We start from the raw sequence: 16,742 nt of genomic DNA, 5'->3' as shown, positions 1-16,742 counted from the left end.
GCCGTGACCACCCCCGCCGACGAGACCGCGGACGGCGCTGCCGCGGCGCCGTCGGCGCCGGCACCCGTCGAGCTGCCGCCGGCCGACGTCATCACCTCGTCCGACCCGCTGGCGATGAGCGGTGCCGACACCTCGCCCGTGCCCGGCGCGGGGGCTCCCGAGAAGGGCGCCAACGGCCGGATGCGCCGCGGCGACCGCGTCTTCCAGCTGCTGACGACCGGCGCGTCCGCCTTCGTCGTGCTGATCGTCGTGCTGATCGCGGTCTTCCTGCTCAGCAAGTCGGTGCCGTCGATCATGGACGACAAGGTCAACTTCCTGACCTCGACCGAGTGGCAGACGACCGCGGGCGACCTGCGCTTCGGCGTCGCCGCGCTGCTGTACACGACCGTCGCCATCTCGATCGTGGCGTTGATCATCGCGGTGCCGATCGCCATGGGCATCGCGCTGTTCATCACGCAGTACGCGCCGCGGCGGCTCGCCAAGCCGGTGGCCTACACGATCGACCTGCTCGCCGCGATCCCGTCGATCATCTACGGCATCTGGGGTGCGCGGGAGTTCGCGCCCAAGGTCACCGGCGTGCAGGACGTCCTCGGCAAGGTCGGCCTCGGCCTGTTCACCGACAAGGGCATCAGCACAGGCACGGTCCTCGTCGCGGGCATCGTGCTGGCGATCATGATCCTGCCGATCATCACGGCCATCAGCCGCGACGTCTTCGAACGCACCCCCCGCGCCAACATCGAGGCGGCGTACGCCCTCGGCGCCACGCGGTGGGAGATGATCCGCATGGCCGTGCTGCCCTACGGCCGCGCCGGCGTGACCAGCGGCGCGATGCTCGGTCTCGGCCGGGCCCTCGGCGAGACCATCGCCGTCGCCTACATCCTGTCGAAGGTCGGCCAGTTCTCGCCGTCGATCCTCGACGGCGGCGAGACCATCGCCTCGAAGATCGCGAACAACGCCGCCGAGTTCAGCAACCCGTCGCAGACCGGCGCCTACATCGCCATCGGCCTCGTGCTGTTCCTGCTGACCTTCGTCGTCAACGCGGCCGCCCGCGCCGTCGTGAACCGCAAGAAGGAGTTCAGCTGATGACGACGATGACGACCCGTCCGCCGGCGGACGTCGGCCTGCAGATGTCCACCAGCCGCAAGGTGAAGAACCAGGCGGCGACGGTGTTCGTGACGCTGGCCTTCCTGCTCGCGCTGGTGCCGCTCGTCTGGCTGCTGTGGACGGTGGTCGGCAACGGCCTGAGCACCATCCTGTCGTCCGAGTGGTGGACGGAGACGCAGCGCGGCATCACCTACCAGGACGAGGGCGGCGGCGCGCTGCACGCGATCGTCGGCACCCTGGAGCAGGTCGCGATCTGCTCGGTCATCTCGGTGCCGATCGCCGTGCTCGTCGGCATCTACCTCGTCGAGTACGGCCGCGGCCGCTTCGCCCGCGTCGTCACCTTCATGGTCGACATCATGACCGGCGTCCCGTCGATCGTGGCCGCGCTGTTCGTCTACGCGCTGTTCATCTCGACCGTCGGCCTCGACCGCGCGGGGTTCCTGGTGTCGTTCGCGCTGGTGATCCTCATGATCCCGGTGATCGTGCGGGCGACCGAGGAGATGCTCAAGCTCGTCCCGAACGAGCTGCGCGAGGCGTCGTACGCCCTCGGCATCCCGAAGTGGAAGACGATCGTCAGCGTCGTGCTGCCGACGGCGTTCACCGGTCTGATCACCGGTGTCGTGCTGGGCATCGCCCGTGTCGCCGGTGAGACGGCACCGCTGCTCATCCTGGTCGGCTACGCCGGCGGCATGAACGCCAACGCGTTCGACACCGGCCAGTTCCAGGGCTCGCTGCCCGGCATGATCAACGACCTGTTCCCCAACGCCGTCAAGAACAGCGGTGGCACCGGCTTCGTCCTCGACGCGAACGGCAACCAGGTGCAGGGGACCATCCAGAACTTCGCCGCCGACCGCATGTGGGGCACCGCCCTCACGCTGATCCTGCTGGTCGTGCTCCTCAACGTCATCGCCCGGGTCATCGGGCGCTTCAACAAAGTCGCGCAGTAAAGGAATCCCGTCATGGCCAAGCGCATCGACGCCAAGGACCTGAACATCTACTACGGCAAGTTCCTCGCCGTGAGCGACGTGAACTTCACGATCGCGCCGCGCTCGGTGACGGCGTTCATCGGCCCGTCCGGCTGCGGCAAGTCGACCGTGCTGCGCACGCTCAACCGCATGCACGAGGTCATCGCCGGCGCCAAGGTCGAGGGCAAGGTGCTGCTCGACGGCGACGACATCTACGAGCACGGCATCGACCCGGTGAACGTCCGCCGCACCATCGGCATGGTGTTCCAGCGGCCCAACCCGTTCCCGACGATGTCCATCTACGACAACGTCATCGCGGGCATCAAGCTCAACAGCAAGCGGATGAAGAAGTCCGACGCCGACACCGTCGTCGAGAAGTCGCTGCGCGGCGCGAACCTCTGGGACGAGGTCAAGGACCGGCTCGACAAGCCCGGTGCCGGTCTCTCGGGCGGTCAGCAGCAGCGCCTCTGCATCGCCCGCGCCATCGCCGTCGAGCCGCAGGTGCTGCTCATGGACGAGCCCTGCTCCGCGCTCGACCCGATCTCGACCCTTGCCATCGAGGACCTCATCCAGGAGCTCAAGGAGCGGTTCACGATCGTCATCGTCACGCACAACATGCAGCAGGCCGCCCGCGTGTCGGACCGCACCGCGTTCTTCAACCTCGCGGCGGTCGGCAAGCCCGGCCAGCTGGTCGAGATGGACGACACCGAGAAGATCTTCGCCAACCCGTCCGACAGCCGTACCGAGGACTACATCTCCGGCCGCTTCGGCTGATCGGCCCGGGCTCCCGCGGCCGGGCCGGCGCGGGACCGTCCTGTGCGACGGGTCACCCACGACCTGTCCGTGACGCAGTGACACGCCTACACTCCGCCACGTGAGTGGCTCTCATTACGACGTCCTCGTCATCGGGTCGGGGTTCGGGGGCAGCGTCGCGGCGCTGCGCCTGACCGAGAAGGGGTACCGGGTCGGGGTGCTCGAGGCGGGTCGCCGCTTCACCCCCGAGACCACACCGAAGACGTCGTGGCGCATCCGCGACTACCTGTGGGCGCCCAAGCTGGGGTGCACCGGCCTGCAGCGCATCCACGTGCTCAAGGACTGCCTGATCATGGCGGGCGCCGGCGTCGGCGGCGGGTCGCTGAACTACGCCAACACCCTCTACGAACCGCTGCAGCCGTTCTACGACGACCCGCAGTGGGCGCACATCACCGACTGGCGCGACGAGCTCGCACCGCACTACGACCAGGCCAAGCGCATGCTCGGCGTCGTCACGAACCCGACGCACACCCCGCTGGACGCCGAGATGAAGCGGCTGGCCGAGCAGTTCGGGCGCGGCGACACGTTCACCCCCACGCCGGTCGGCGTGTTCTTCGGCCGGGACGGGAAGAAGGAGCCGGGCGCGACCGTCCCCGACCCGTTCTTCGGCGGCGCGGGACCGGAGCGCACCGGGTGCATCGAGTGCGGCGAGTGCATGACCGGCTGCCGGCACGGCGCGAAGAACACGCTGACCACCAACTACCTGTACCTCGCCGAGAAGCACGGCGCCGAGATCCATCCGCTGACGACGGTGACGGACGTCCGTCCGCGCCGGGCCGGTGGGTACGACGTCGTGACCCGGCGGACGACCGGGTGGCGGGCTCCCCGCACGACGTTCACCGCCGACCAGGTGATCTTCGCGGCGGGGTCGTACAACACCCAGAAGCTGCTGCACCGGCTGCGCGAGACCAGCCTGCCGAACGTGTCCGGCCGCGTCGGCCACCTGACGCGGACGAACTCCGAGGCGATCCTCGGCGTGCGCGTGCCGAAGCCGGAGCACGACTACACGCAGGGCGTCGCCATCACGTCGTCGTGGCACCCGGACGAGACGACCCACATCGAACCGTGCCGCTACGGCAAGGGCAGCAACGCGATGGGGCTGCTCAACACGGTGCTGACCGAGGGCGGCACGCGCCGCTCGCGGTGGCTGCAGATGCTGGCGGCGTTCGCGAAGCACCCGAAGCAGCTGCGCCTGCTGATCCCTCGCAAGTGGTCCGAGCGGGTGATCATCCTGCTGGTCATGCAGGCGGTGAACAACTCCATCACCACCAAGCGGGTGCGGTCCCGGTTCGGGTTCTCCCGGCTGACGAGCGAGCAGGGCCAGGGCGAGCCGAACCCGACCTGGATCCCCGTCGCCAACCGGGCGGCCGAGCAGGTCGCGCGCAACACCGACGGCATGGCCGGCGGCACGTGGAGCGACCTGATGAACATCCCGATGACCGCGCACTTCATCGGCGGCTGCGTCATCGGCGACTCCCCGGCGACGGGTGTCGTCGACCCGTACCACCGCGTGTACGGCTACGAGGGGCTGCACATCACCGACGGGTCCGCGCTGTCGGCCAACCTCGGCGTGAACCCGTCGCTGTCCATCACCGCGCAGGCCGAACGCGCGATGTCGATGTGGCCGAACGCCGGCGAGGCGGACGAGCGACCCCCGCTGGGCGCACCGTACGAACGGGTCGGCCCGATTGCGCCGTCTGCGCCCGCCGTGCCCTTCAACGCACCGGGGGCGTTAGGTTACCGTAAGGCGATTCTCGGAATGCCCACGTTACGAACTCACTGACCGATGTGTCCCCATTTGACGGTCACGTGACGTTAGTGATGCCCGTCTGCCGTCACCCGTTGGGTTTGCGCTCGTTGGTGGGTAACGACAGGATGCCGGTCCATCTGTACTCGCGAGTAGGAGCTGCCCGCATGCACGTTTCGGTCCACACCGGGGCCACGCGTCGGCGTCGTATCCGTGCCACGGCGGCCGTCGCCGTCGTCACGGTCGGCGCCGCGGCCATCGTCGGATCCGGGGGCGGCCCCGCCGCCGCGGCCGACCTGCCCCGTGCCCAGTCCGTCGGACGTTTCCTCGACGGCGCCGTCGGCGGCAACGCCGTGCAGCGCCTGGCGGACCTGAAGGACGCTCGCGCCGAGGCCGCACCGAACTCGCAGCAGCGCAACCCGCTCGAGGCCGAGCTGCTGAACACCATCGACGTGCCGCTGGGCAACGCGCTCAAGCTGCCCGGCGGTGGCGCGCTCAACCTGGGTGCCGCGAACCAGATCGCCGTCGCCAACACGAACGGGTCGTCCTACGGCGCGTCGGGCGCGGTGCTGAACACCGGCGGCGTCAGCCTCAACGACAACCAGAAGCAGTTCCCGGCGAACGCCACCGTGAACCTCACCGCCGACGCACTCGGCTCGGCCAAGATCCCCGGCCTGCCGGCGGTTCCCGGCCTGCCGACCAGCGGCATCCCCGGTGCCGGCAACTTCGCGGCCCTCGGTGGACTGAAGGCCCAGCTCGGCGCCGTCGCCGCGCTCGTGCAGACGGGTCAGGGTGGCAAGGTCACCGCCGTCCGCACCGGCATCACCGACGTGACCCTGTCGCTCGGCTCGCCGGCGCTCGGCGCGCTGCTGCAGCAGTTGGCCGGCCTGCTCGGCACCGGGCCGCTCGGCGGCGCGCTGCCGGACCTGGGGCCGCTCGCGACCCTGATCAAGGCGCTTCCCGCGTCTGACCGGGTCAACCTCAGCACGTGCCGTCTGACGAACCCCGGGATCAAGAAGAGCCTCAGCCTCGCCGGGGGCGGGGTGACGGTCAACACCGCCGCGGCGACCGTCTCGATCGACCTGAACAAGCTCGTGAAGAGGTTCCTCGGCAAGGACATCTCGAATCTGTCGACGTCCAACTTCGACCTGATCGACTTCCTGGTCACGAACCTGCCGCGCATCCTGTCCTCGGGTCTCACCGACCTCGTCACGGGCATCACCACGCCGCTGACGAACGAGTTCAAAGGTTGCCTCAAGACCCTCGACTCGGTGCCGCTGATCGGTGGCATCACCAGCACGATCGTCGACCCGCTCGTCACCGCGCTCGAGAACGGCCAGAAGACACTGGTGGGCGCCATCAAGGGCCTGAGCACCCAGTTCTCGACCGCCTCGGCAGGCCCGCTGGGTCAGCTCGCCGACGTGCTCAAGAACGTCGTCGACATCGGTCTGAACGTGCAGTCCGGCCCGGGCATCCAGCCGCGTGACCGGCAGTACCCGTTCGAGTCGAACCTGCGCGCGACGCCGGCGCAGAACACCGCCGTGGTCGACGGCCAGACCCTGGCCCGCGCGATCGAGATCCAGCTGCTCGACACCTCGTCGCTGCCCGTCGGTTCGCTGCCCGCGGGTGGTCTCGGCCAGCTGCCGGGGCTGAACCGGGTCGCCGCCGCGGCACCGACGAACGGTGTCGCCACCCTGGCACTCGCCAACGCCGCGGCCGGCCCGAGCACGGCCGCTCCGGCGCCGCCGACCAGCAGCGCGCCGCCGACGACGAGCGTGCCGCCGGCGACCAACACCAACATCCCGACGGGCATCCCCGCCGGCGCCGCCGGTGAGCAGGGCGAGGGCGGAATGCCCGTCCTGCCGCTGGTCGCGATCATCGCGCTGCTGAGCGTGGCCGGCGCCGCGTTCTGGCAGTACCGCGCGACTACTGGTGGCTTGCACCGGCACTGATCGACCCGACACCACGCACCGGCCCGCCGTGTCCGATTGGACACGGCGGGCCGCTGTGGTTGTACTGGACGCAGGGCGCGTGGGGACGTGCCCGTGGCCGCGGTGTGTGGGGCAGCGTGGCGCATCCGTGGGGGCTGCACCGTGAACGAACACGCTTTGCCGTGGCGCGCACGCGCGACCGAGATCGTCGGGCACCATGCGCTGCGCCTGTTGATCGTCTCGATCCTGGCCGTCGTCGCCGTCGGCCTCTACCCGCCGCCGGGGCTGTTCGCCCTGACCGTGCCGGCGGGGCTCTTCGCCTTCGTCATCGTCACCTTCCTGCTCATGCGCGCCCACGACCGGGCGCTGTGCGAGCAGTGCGTCCGTGACATCCCGCTCGACGCCGCCGGTCGCGCCGCCGCGCTGCGCAACCGCTTCTGGATGGCGCACACCGGCTCCGAGCCGCGCTTCCTGTTCCCGTACCTGCTCGTGCTGGTCGGGTCGAACTTCTTCGTCACCAACACGGTCGGACGCGTCGCGTGGGCGCTCGTGCAGCTGTCGATGATCTACCTGCTGCTGTCGCAGTCGACCCACCGCAAGCTGCAACCCTGGTGCCCGTGGTGCCGCGACGGCGGCGGCGGGTCGGACGTCGACGAGACGCCGCCGGTGCTGCCGAACGACGACCGCGAGCGCGTCTAGGTGCTCACCGCCGAGGGCCTGGAGTTCGTCACCGTCCGCCAGCTGGCGACCCTGACGACGTTGCGCCGCGAGGGCACGGCGCACGTGACCCCCGTCGGGTTCACCTGGGACGGCGACGCCGGGCTCGTCCGCGTCATCTGTTCCGGCGGCAGCCAGAAGGCGCGCAACGCCGCACGCGACCCGCGGGTGGCCGTGTGCCAGGTCGACGGGCGCTTCTGGCTGACCTTCGAGGGGCACGCGACGGTGTCGGACGAGCCCGACCGCGTCGCCGCGGCCGTCGAGCGCTACGCCGCCCGCTACCGGCAACCCCGGGAGAATCCGCAGCGGGTCGTCATCGAGGTCGAGGTCGGTCGGCTGTTGGGTACCACCTCGTTCCGGACGTGACCCGTCCGACTACCTGGAACCTGGTGTACCGGATAAGGTGACTGCATGGCCGACATCCACCACGAAGGCATCGCCGACGCCCCGATCTCCGTCGCGTTCGCCTATGTCGACGACTACCGCACGACGTCCATGTGGATGTTCGGGCTGAAGAAGTTCAAGGCCGTCGACCCCGGCCGCGTCCGCGGTCTGGGAGCGGCCTACGACGCGTCCTTCTCGGTGAAGCCGGTGAACATCACGTCCCGGGTCGAGATCACCGACTGGAAGGAGAACGAGCTCATCGAGCTCACCTCCGTCAGCGGGTTCAGCAACCGGTCGACGTGGCGCTTCTCCGAGGAGGGCCCGAACCGCACCCGCATCTCGGTCGACTTCCACTACGACCTGCCCGGCGGCCTCGCCGGCAAGGCGCTGGGCAAGGCGCTGGTGCCGATCGCCGCCATGAGCGTGCGGCAGAGCGACGCGAACCTGCGCAAGCTGATCGCCGACACGCACACCGCCACCGGCTGACGGCCGGCCGGCGGCCGGCTACCTCAGCGCGGGTCGTCGGGCTCCGGACGCTCGCGCAACGCCTGCCGCTCGGCCTCCAGCTCGCGCTTGCGGCGCTCCTGGTACTGCTTGCGCTGCAGGTCGGCGCGCGCCTTCACCTGGGCCAGGAACTCGTCGTCGTCCGCGTTCTGCGGCACGTGCCGTCCCGGACGGTCGTACTCGGGGTACTTGCGCCCCATGGCCGACGACGGCCGGGGCCCGCGGTTCCACTCCCGTCCGGCGATCAGCCAGGCGAGGGCGCCGATGTCGACGAGCAGCAGCACGATCATCAGCCAGACAAGCTTGGGCAGGTTGCGGATCTGCGACTCGTCCGACGTGATCACGTCGATGAGGCAGAACAGCCACAGACCCAACAGGAACAGTCCCAGCGCTCCGTCCGCGAAAAGCACAGCCGGATCGTGGCACACGCACAGCCGGCTCGCACCCGGATCGCGAGCGGACGGGACCAACGGCCACTGCCACCGCCGACCGGAGTGGCGTTGACTTCGGTCACACACCGTGACCGAGGAGTTCTGCATGGGCGAGCTGCGCAATGCCATCACCGAGTTGACGAAGCTGGTCGGCGGCGCCGCCCAGCTCGGGGACAAGCTGGGCCAGGAGTTGGACTCGATCACGAGCCGCTCGTTCGCCCACGTCCAGCGCCTGGAGGGCGGCGTCGACGTCCTCTGGACGTACGTCGTCGCCAAGTTCGAGAAGGACAACCGGGTTGTCCGCGACTTCGCCAACGACACCCTGGCGCAGCACTCCGACACCGAGATCGTGCAACTGCTCAAGGGCATCGACGCGGCGATCAAGGAGGTCGAGGGGACGATCAAGGAACACGCCGCGGTGAAGTCGATGCTGCCGGCGGAGTACAAGCGCATCGACGCGCTCGCCGCCGCGATCGCGGCCAACATCCAGAAGAAGCGCAGCAAGCTGCTGCAGTCGAAGGCGTACAAGACGAAGATCGCCGGCTACGAGGCGACCCTGACGACGCTGACGACCGCCGTCAACGACCGCCGCGACGCGCTCAAGGACTTCGAGGGTCTCCGCATGTCGGTGCTCGATCCGTTGCGCATCAGCGGCCAGACGAAGCTCGGCGAGCTCGAGAAGCAGTGCACCCTCACCGTGAAGAACAGCATCAAGAACATGAAGTCGGACGTCGAGAAGGGTCGCTACGTCTCGCGCAGGTTCCGCGAGAACGGCGACATGAAGCAGGTCTTCGAGCAGATGAAGCGCTTCGCGGCCGAGGCCGACGCGATGGACCAGGAGGTCATCAACCTCGACCCCAACGCGGTCAAGCCGATCAAGGACATCAAGATCTTCTCGGGCACGCGGCTCGTCGGGACGGCGACGAAGGCCACCTACCAGGGCAAGCGGCCGATGGAGGTCCCCGCCGTCACGTGGGTGAAGGGGGTCGACACGCTCAAGCTGCTGCAGACCAAGATCACGCTCAAGGGGCAGTACGAGAACGGTGGCGGCGACTTCGCCAACGACATGAAGGTGGCCGGCATCCAGGGCGGCACCACTCTCAAACTGCAGGTCTGAGCGACCCGAGCACGACGAAGGCCCCGCACCGTTCGGTGCGGGGCCTTCGCGTTGCGCGCCCGGCAGGACTCGAACCTGCAACCTCTTGATCCGTAGTCAAGTGCTCTATCCGTTGAGCTACGGGCGCTCGGTCGTGCTGTCGGAATCGACTGGGAGAGTCTATCCGGCGGAGGCTCCGGGATTCGAACCCGGGATGGGCGGTTAGCCCAAACCGCATTAGCAGTGCGGCGCCATAGACCAGACTAGGCGAAGCCTCCAAGCGGCCGAGGCCACCAGCAGGTGAGCCTACAAGGTGCCCCGAACGCCGACCACAACCGTCCTCCCGTCCGCCCGCTCCGGGCGGACGGGAGGGGTTGTCAGGCGGAGATCTCGATCGGGGTGTTGCCCGAGACCAGTCGCCAGTCGGTGGACGAGAACGTCGACGGGTCGACGACCTTCTCGTCGGTCACCCACTGGATGAGCAGCTGGGTGATGGCCACCTGCGCGTTGTAGAGCACAGGCGCGGTCGTGACGCCGGGGAAGTTGCCACCGCCGGACGCGCGATAGTTGTTGATCGCGATGACGTACTGGTCGCCGTCGGCGACGGGCTTGCCGCCGTACGCCAGGTTGCGGATGCGGTCGCCCGGGGCGGCGCTGACGTCGATGTCGTAGGTCAGCCTGGCGTCGAGGCCGGCCATGATGTCGTAGTTGTAGTCGGGCGTGCCGTTCGGCGCGGTGGCCGTCACGGCGTTGGTGAGATCGTCCGGCGCGAAGGGCCCGGTGCCCGACACCTGCTTGAAGTACCGCGCCGAGAACTCGAGGTACGCCTTCACCTGGGCGCCGGTGAACTGAATGGCCTCGAGCGTGTTGTCGTAGATGTAGAGCCCGGCGACGTCCTTGACGGTGATCTCGCCCTTCGGGATCGCCGCCAGCTTGTTGAACGGCGCGGCGATCGACAGCACCGGCAGCGTCGTCCCCGTCGCCTTCTTCACCGCGTCCGCCTGCACGTAGTTGATGAAGTCGATGGCCGCGGTGTCCTCGTAGCGCGAGGTCGCGGCGCTCATGGCCTCGGTGGCGGTGCCGATGACGCTGCGGACGTACGTCAGCGTCTTCTCGTGCGCGGTCCGGCTGACCGCGAGCACGTCGGCGTCACCGTCGACCGTGTTCGAGTTGAGCAGGAACGACGACGAGCCGGTGACCTGCCACTTCGTGCTCGGGGTGTACGACAGCTTCAGGTCCATGACGGCCAGCCGCATGCCCCAGTAGTAGGGCTCGCACAGCAGCACCTGCTTGCCCGTCGCCTGGTTCGTCACGTAGCGCTGCGGGATCTCGACGTGCGCGTGCCCGACGAGGATCGCGTCGATGCCGGGCACCTGCTCGGCCAGCTGCTGCGAGGCGTTCTCCGGCCACGGCAGGGCGTCGCCGTAGGACGACGACGGCGTCGCGCCCGAGTGGCACGAGACGATGACGACGTCCGCGCCGGCCTTCTTGACCTTGGGGATGATCTTCTTCGCCTGCTCGACGATGCCGTTGAAGGTGATCTTGCCGTCGAGGTTGGCCTTGTCCCAGATCGCGCAGCCCGGGGTCACCAGGCCGACGATGCCGACGTTGACGAACGTGTTGGGGCGGCCGCGACCGGGCACCGGCGAGACATTGACCCGCTTGATCACGTACTCGGGGAACGCCGGCGCGCGGGTCTTCCAGTCGAGGGCGTTCGCGCACAGCAGCGGGTGGTGCAGCTGCGACTGGAACTTGCGCAGCAGCGGCACGCCGTAGTTGAACTCGTGGTTGCCGATGGCGGCGGCGTCGTAGCCGATCGCGTTCATCGCCGCGGCCATCGGGTGCGTCGGCGCCTTCGGTCCGGTGATGGGGTCGATCGCCGCGTAGTAGTAGGTCAGTGGCGTGCCCTGGATGGTGTCGCCCGCGTCGAGCGTGAGCGAGTACGGGCGCTCCTGCCGCATCGCCTTGATGAGGGTGGCGACCTTCGCGACGCCGACGTCGTTGTGCCCGGTGTCGTCGTACTCGGCGTCCTTGTAGTAGTCCCAGTTGTAGATGTGGCCGTGCAGGTCCGTCGTGCCGAGCACGCTGATGGTGGCGGTGGACGTGCCGGCCGCGTCGGCCGTGCCCGTCCCCTTGGTCACGCCCCACAGTGCGGCACCCGCGCCGCCGACGAGGGCGCCGGCCAGCATGCTGCGGCGGGAGACGGTGCGGGACTCTGACAGTTCGGTCATGTGGGGTTTCGTCCGTTCCGGGAGGCCTGTGCGCTTTGTGAGCGGACGCACCATACCTCCGGAGAGTGACCCTCAGGCGGACACGAGCGGAATCATCACCTGCTCGATGATGGCCTCGATGACGTGCTCGTCGACCGGCTCCTGCTGCAGCAGCATGCGGTGCGTGATGACGGCCGGCAGCACGTCGGCGATCAGCGCCGTGGCCGCCTCGGGCCGCACCTCGCCGCGGGCGACGCCGCGCTCGAGCAGCGCGATCAGCCCGGCGCGTCGCGGGGCCTGGAACTGGGTGTCGACCAGCTCCGCGAGCTCGGGGTCGGTCGCTGCCTCGAGCTTGACCGCGCGCAGCGCGCGTCCGGACGGGCTGTGCATCGTGCGCACGATCGCCTTGCCGACCTCGCGCAGCGCGTCCGCGGTGGTCATGTCCTCGCAGCAGAACTCGCGGACGATGCTGGCCGGATCCTTCGGCCCGGGCAGGCAGGCGCCGAGGGAGTCGAGCACGAGCGCCTGCTTGGTGGGCCAGCGCCGGTAGATGCTCGCCTTGCCGGTGCGGGCCCGGGCGGCCACGTTCTCGACCGAGAAGGCGCCGTAGCCCACGTCGGTCAGTTCGTCGTAGGCGGCGTCGAGGATGGCGTCCTCGAGGGCCGCACCTCGACGTCTACGGGGAGTTTCCGTCGTCGACACGCCGATCTCTCCGAGTTCATTAGTGCACGGTTGCGTTCACTAAGACGCATCCCTAGTCTACCGACCTAGAGAACGTCTGCGTCTACTAACAGTCCGATCAGAAAGGGCCTGCTCGTGACCGAGACCAGGGCCGAGTCCAACGCCGAGTCCAACGCCAAGTCCACAGCCAAGTCCACTTCGACCTCCAAGGCCCCGCCCGTCGGCGGTGCCCGGCGTTCGGCGAGCTCCGCGCTCGTGCTGCTCATCATCGCCGGGGCCCAGCTCATGGTCGTGCTCGACGCGACGATCGTGAACATCGCGCTGCCCTCGATGGGCGAGTACTTCGACAAGAACCAGACCGACATGACGTGGGCGCTGAACGCGTACACGCTCGCGTTCGGTGGCCTGCTGCTCATCGGCGGACGGTCGGGTGACCTGTTCGGCCGCCGCCGCATGTTCATCGTCGGCCTCGGGCTGTTCACCCTCGGCAGCTTCCTCGGCGGCATCGCCCCGACGTACGAGCTCATGCTGCTGGGGCGCGTCGTCCAGGGCATCGGCGGCGCGATCTCGTCGCCGACCGCGCTCTCGCTCGTGACCACGGAGTTCGAGGAAGGTCCCGAGCGCACGCGCGCGTTCGCCGTCTACGCCGCCGTCTCGGGCGCCGGCGCGGCGCTCGGGCTGCTGCTCGGCGGCATCCTCACCGAGTTCCTCGACTGGCGCTGGGTGCTGTTCGTCAACGTGCCGATCGGCCTCGTGCTCATCGCGGGCGCGTACTTCTACCTGCACGAGGGCGAGCGGTTCAAGGGACGCATCGACGTCCTCGGCGCACTGCTCTCCGTCGCCGGCATGGTCGGCGTGGTCTACGGGTTCATCAACGCCGCGAACCACGGCTGGTCCGACGGCGTGACGATCGGGGTGTTCTCCGGCGCGGTCGTCATGCTCGCCGCCTTCTTCGCCTGGGAGATGCACACCGACGACCCGATGCTGCCGCTTCCGGTCATCCTCGACCGCAACCGCGGCGGCGGGTACCTCGTCATGCTCATCGTCGGCGCCGCCATGTTCGGCATGTTCTACTTCGTGACCTTCTTCGTGCAGGAGGTCATGCGCTTCAGCGCTCTCAAGGCGGGGTTCGCGTTCCTGCCCGTCGCGTTCGTCATCGGCATCACCTCGCAGCTGATGACCAAGCTGATGCCGCGCTTCGGTCCCAAGCCGCTCATCCTCACCGGCGCGATCCTGATGACGGTGTCGATGTTCTGGTACTCCACGGTCGACGCCGACTCGGGATACCTGAACCTGTTCCTGCCGGGTCTCATCGTCCAGGCCATCGGCATGGGTTTCCTGTTCGTGCCGCTCACGACCGTCGCGGTGTCGCGGGTGAAGAACACCGAGGCGGGTGTCGCGTCCGCGATGCTCAACGTCGGTCAGCAGGTCGGCGGCGCCATCGGGCTGTCGGTCCTCGCCACCGTCGCGGCCACCGCCGGACGCAACTACGCCGACGACCACGGCCAGGAGATCGCACGCGGGCTCGCGTCCGCCCCGGCGGGCGTCCGAGGCCAGATCGCGCAGTTCCTGCAGGGGTCGGGGCAGCAGGGTCCGCAACGCGACCAGATCGCCGACTTCGTCCGCGAGCACCCGGGTGCGGGGGCGTTCTTCGACGGCCCGTACCGGGACTTCGCGAACGACCTGCAGGCCCACGCGTCCGGAAACGGGTTCTTCGCCGCCATGTTCTTCGGCGTCGTCGCGGTCGTGGTCTCGGCCGTTCTGATCAACGTCAAGAAGGACGAGGTCCCGGACGAGCTGCCCCTCGGCGCCGGCGCCGCTTGACCGCCTCCCCGGCCGAATTGGCTGCTGACACGCCGGCGTGTCACGACCGGTTCGGCCGGGAAGCGGGTCTCAGCACTCGATGACGTTGACGGCGAGGCCGCCGCGGGCGGTCTCCTTGTACTTCACCTTCATGTCGCGGCCGGTCTCGCGCATGGTGCGGATGACCTTGTCGAGGCTGACGATGTGCGTGCCGTCGCCGCGCAGCGCGATGCGCGAGGCGTTGATGGCCTTCACCGCGGCCATGGCGTTGCGTTCGATGCAGGGCACCTGCACGAGCCCGCCGACCGGGTCGCACGTCAGGCCCAGGTTGTGCTCCATGCCGATCTCGGCGGCGTTCTCGACCTGACCGGGGGTTCCACCCAGCGCCTCGCACAGCGCGCCCGCGGCCATCGAGCACGCCGAGCCGACCTCGCCCTGGCAGCCGACCTCGGCCCCCGAGATCGACGCGTTCTCCTTGTAGAGCACGCCGATCGCGCCGGCGCAGAGCAGGAAACGGACGATGCCTTCGTCCGTCGCGCCCGGGCAGAAGCGCACGTAGTAGTGCAGCACCGCCGGCAGCACCCCCGCGGCACCGTTGGTGGGGGCGGTGACGATGCGTCCGCCGGCCGCGTTCTCCTCGTTCACGGCGAGGGCGAACAGGTTGACCCAGTCCATGACACGCAGCGGATCGGTGGCGTACGGATCGGCCGTCAGGCAGCGGTACAACTCCGGCGCGCGTCGCGGCACCTTCAGCCCTCCGGGCAGGACGCCGGTGTGCGTCCACCCGCTCTGCACGCAGGCGGCCATCACCTGCCAGATGTGCAACAACCCCGCCCGGACCTCGTCCGCCGAGCGCCACGCCGTCTCGTTGGCGAGCATGACGCTGCTGATCGACAGCCCGGACTTCTCGCACTGCGCGAGCAGCTCGTCCGCGGTCGTGAAGGGGAACGGTTGCTCGGTCTCGTCGAGCACGATGCGGTCCGCGCCGGCGGCGTCCTCGTCGACGACGAAGCCCCCGCCGACCGAGTAGTAGGTGCGCTCGCGCTGCACCTCGCCCACCGGGCCGAACGCGGTGAACCGCATGCCGTTCGGGTGGTACGGCAGCGACTTGCGGCGGTGCATGACGAGGTCGTCCGCGCCGAACACGACCGAGTGCCGACCCAGCAGCGGCAGCCTGCCGGTGCTGCGGATCGCCGCGCAGCGTCCGGGGCTCGCGTCGGTGTCGACGGTCTCCGGGCGTTCGCCGAGCAGGCCGAGCACCACCGCGTTCTCGCTGCCGTGCCCGTGACCCGTCGCGCCGAGGGAACCGAACAGCTCGACCTTCACGCGGGAGGTCAGCGGCAGCAGGCCGTCCGCCTCGAGCCCCTGGGCGAAGGTGAGCGCCGCCCGCATCGGCCCCACCGTGTGGGACGACGACGGGCCGATGCCGACCGTGAAGAGGTCGAACACGCTGATGGCCACGCGGGCAGGCTACGTCCCGCACGGGCCCCGAGGCGACTGTCGATACTGGATGTCGTGACTGCTGCGCCGATCCGCCGTTCGCCCACCCACACGGGGACGGTGCTCGCGTCCGTGCCGCTGACCCCGCGCATGCGCCGGGTGACCGTGCGGGCCGACTCGATGCGCGAGGTCGAGGTGCGTCCAGCCCAGGACGTCGAGCTGCACCTGCGCGAGACGTCCGGACGGCGCGTGAAGCGCCGCTACACGATCCGGCACGCCCGCCCGGCCGGCGGTGAGCTCGACCTGGACGTCGTGCTCCACGGCGACGCGCCCGGCTCGGCGTGGGGGGCGAACGCGGCGGCGGGCGACGAGGTGTCGTTCCAGGGCCCCCGCGGCAAGCTCGAACTGCGCCCGGCACGGCACCATCTGCTGATCGGCGACGAGTCGGCGCTGCCCGCGATCGCCAGCGTGTGCGAGGCGCTGCCCGACGGCGAGACCGCGGTCGCGGTCATCGAGATCGCCGACACCGACGAGGAGCAGGACGTCCGTGCGGACGTGCGCTGGGTGCATCGCGAGGGCGCCGACCCCGGCACGCCCGACCTGTTGCGCGACGCGCTCGCCGAGATCACGGTCCCGTCGGGCACGCACGCCTACCTCATGGGCGAGAGCCGGGCGATGATCGGACTGCGCGCCGACGTCGAGGCGCTCGGCGTCGCCCACGACGACATGTTCGTCAAGGGCTACTGGAACGTCGCCCGCCACGGACGGACCACGCCGTGACCGTCCCCGACTTTCGCCGCGCTGGTTCGTTCGTGCGCACACGCTCGGCATCGAGGTCGGCGCAGCAGCTCCTGACGAGCTGATCGCCCGTGCCGACCCCGCAGATGCGCCGCGCTTGCCGGACGCGGCGGCTGCG

The 16,742-nt window shown here is 69.3% G+C and carries 15 protein-coding genes and 2 tRNA genes; 11 read left to right on the top strand and 6 right to left on the bottom strand.

The window, feature by feature from the left end:
- Positions 1-180: 180 nt before the first annotated feature.
- The 8 genes from pstC (at position 181) to ACYVP9_RS11315 (ending at position 8,147) form a co-directional block, all read left to right on the top strand.
- Positions 181-1,083 carry a phosphate ABC transporter permease subunit PstC gene (gene pstC / locus ACYVP9_RS11350; RefSeq protein ID WP_460605069.1) on the top strand — a complete coding sequence of 301 codons (903 nt, stop codon included), beginning with the start codon at positions 181-183 and terminating at the stop codon, positions 1,081-1,083.
- On the top strand, positions 1,083-2,051 hold the full coding sequence (pstA, locus tag ACYVP9_RS11345; protein ID WP_460604910.1) for a PstA family ABC transporter permease: 969 nt from the start codon (positions 1,083-1,085) through the stop codon (positions 2,049-2,051). The genes pstC and pstA overlap by 1 nt, the downstream gene beginning before the upstream one ends.
- 12 nt (positions 2,052-2,063) lie before the next feature.
- The gene (pstB, locus tag ACYVP9_RS11340) at positions 2,064-2,843 is read left to right on the top strand and encodes a phosphate ABC transporter ATP-binding protein (protein WP_460604909.1); all 780 of its coding nucleotides are present in this window, start codon (positions 2,064-2,066) and stop codon (positions 2,841-2,843) included.
- A 100-nt stretch (positions 2,844-2,943) separates the two neighbouring features.
- On the top strand, positions 2,944-4,665 hold the full coding sequence (locus tag ACYVP9_RS11335) for a GMC family oxidoreductase (protein ID WP_460604908.1): 1,722 nt from the start codon (positions 2,944-2,946) through the stop codon (positions 4,663-4,665).
- Between the two features lie 131 nt (positions 4,666-4,796).
- Positions 4,797-6,581, top strand: a complete 1,785-nt coding sequence (locus ACYVP9_RS11330) for a choice-of-anchor G family protein (protein WP_460604907.1) — start codon at positions 4,797-4,799, stop codon at positions 6,579-6,581.
- Between the two features lie 141 nt (positions 6,582-6,722).
- Positions 6,723-7,259, top strand: a complete 537-nt coding sequence (locus ACYVP9_RS11325) for a hypothetical protein (protein WP_460604906.1) — start codon at positions 6,723-6,725, stop codon at positions 7,257-7,259.
- A complete protein-coding gene (locus ACYVP9_RS11320; protein ID WP_460604905.1) occupies positions 7,260-7,643 on the top strand; it encodes a pyridoxamine 5'-phosphate oxidase family protein in 384 nt (127 codons plus the stop codon).
- Between the two features lie 45 nt (positions 7,644-7,688).
- On the top strand, positions 7,689-8,147 hold the full coding sequence (locus ACYVP9_RS11315; RefSeq protein ID WP_460604904.1) for an SRPBCC family protein: 459 nt from the start codon (positions 7,689-7,691) through the stop codon (positions 8,145-8,147).
- 23 nt (positions 8,148-8,170) lie between these two features.
- On the opposite strand, the gene ACYVP9_RS11310 is transcribed toward ACYVP9_RS11315, so the two are convergent.
- Positions 8,171-8,575, bottom strand: a complete 405-nt coding sequence (locus tag ACYVP9_RS11310; RefSeq protein WP_460604903.1) for a PLD nuclease N-terminal domain-containing protein — start codon at positions 8,573-8,575, stop codon at positions 8,171-8,173.
- 109 nt (positions 8,576-8,684) lie between these two features.
- Between ACYVP9_RS11310 and ACYVP9_RS11305 the strand changes: the two genes are divergently transcribed.
- Complete coding sequence (locus tag ACYVP9_RS11305) at positions 8,685-9,713, top strand: hypothetical protein (RefSeq protein ID WP_460604902.1); 1,029 nt, start codon at positions 8,685-8,687, stop codon at positions 9,711-9,713.
- Between the two features lie 54 nt (positions 9,714-9,767).
- Here ACYVP9_RS11305 and ACYVP9_RS11300 read toward each other — a convergent pair.
- The 4 genes from ACYVP9_RS11300 to ACYVP9_RS11285 all read right to left on the bottom strand — a co-directional run bounded on the left by ACYVP9_RS11300 (position 9,768) and on the right by ACYVP9_RS11285 (position 12,604).
- Positions 9,768-9,840, bottom strand: a tRNA-Arg gene (locus ACYVP9_RS11300).
- A gap of 40 nt (positions 9,841-9,880) precedes the next feature.
- Positions 9,881-9,970 (bottom strand) — tRNA-Ser (locus ACYVP9_RS11295).
- A 99-nt stretch (positions 9,971-10,069) separates the two neighbouring features.
- Complete coding sequence (locus ACYVP9_RS11290) at positions 10,070-11,923, bottom strand: bifunctional metallophosphatase/5'-nucleotidase (RefSeq protein ID WP_460604901.1); 1,854 nt, start codon at positions 11,921-11,923, stop codon at positions 10,070-10,072.
- 72 nt (positions 11,924-11,995) lie between these two features.
- Positions 11,996-12,604, bottom strand: coding sequence for a TetR/AcrR family transcriptional regulator (locus ACYVP9_RS11285; RefSeq protein WP_460604900.1), 609 nt, complete (start codon positions 12,602-12,604; stop codon positions 11,996-11,998).
- 114 nt (positions 12,605-12,718) lie between these two features.
- On the opposite strand from ACYVP9_RS11285, the gene ACYVP9_RS11280 reads away from it, so the two are divergent.
- Positions 12,719-14,407 (top strand): MFS transporter, encoded by a 1,689-nt coding sequence (locus ACYVP9_RS11280; RefSeq protein ID WP_460604899.1) that lies wholly within the window; start codon positions 12,719-12,721, stop codon positions 14,405-14,407.
- Between the two features lie 69 nt (positions 14,408-14,476).
- Here ACYVP9_RS11280 and ACYVP9_RS11275 read toward each other — a convergent pair whose 3' ends face one another.
- A complete protein-coding gene (locus ACYVP9_RS11275; protein ID WP_460604898.1) occupies positions 14,477-15,847 on the bottom strand; it encodes an L-serine ammonia-lyase in 1,371 nt (456 codons plus the stop codon).
- A gap of 54 nt (positions 15,848-15,901) precedes the next feature.
- Here ACYVP9_RS11275 and ACYVP9_RS11270 point away from each other — a divergent pair, with 54 nt between their 5' ends.
- Complete coding sequence (locus ACYVP9_RS11270; RefSeq protein ID WP_460604897.1) at positions 15,902-16,606, top strand: siderophore-interacting protein; 705 nt, start codon at positions 15,902-15,904, stop codon at positions 16,604-16,606.
- The last annotated feature ends 136 nt before the right edge of the window (positions 16,607-16,742 follow it).

The sequence above is a fragment of the Jatrophihabitans fulvus genome (assembly GCF_054781375.1).
Note: the sequence above shows the minus strand (reverse complement) of the source record. Positions and strands in the feature narration are given on the sequence as shown.

Excerpts from the sequence above, each read along its gene's own strand:
- ACYVP9_RS11315 (WP_460604904.1), top strand. The coding sequence starts at position 7,689 with ATGGCCGACATCCACCACGAAGGCATCGCCGACGCCCCGATCTCCGTC.
- ACYVP9_RS11330 (WP_460604907.1), top strand. The coding sequence starts at position 4,797 with ATGCACGTTTCGGTCCACACCGGGGCCACGCGTCGGCGTCGTATCCGT.
- pstC (WP_460605069.1), top strand. The coding sequence starts at position 181 with ATGCGCCGCGGCGACCGCGTCTTCCAGCTGCTGACGACCGGCGCGTCC.
- ACYVP9_RS11290 (WP_460604901.1), bottom strand. The coding sequence starts at position 11,923 with ATGACCGAACTGTCAGAGTCCCGCACCGTCTCCCGCCGCAGCATGCTG.
- pstA (WP_460604910.1), top strand. The coding sequence starts at position 1,083 with ATGACGACGATGACGACCCGTCCGCCGGCGGACGTCGGCCTGCAGATG.
- pstB (WP_460604909.1), top strand. The coding sequence starts at position 2,064 with ATGGCCAAGCGCATCGACGCCAAGGACCTGAACATCTACTACGGCAAG.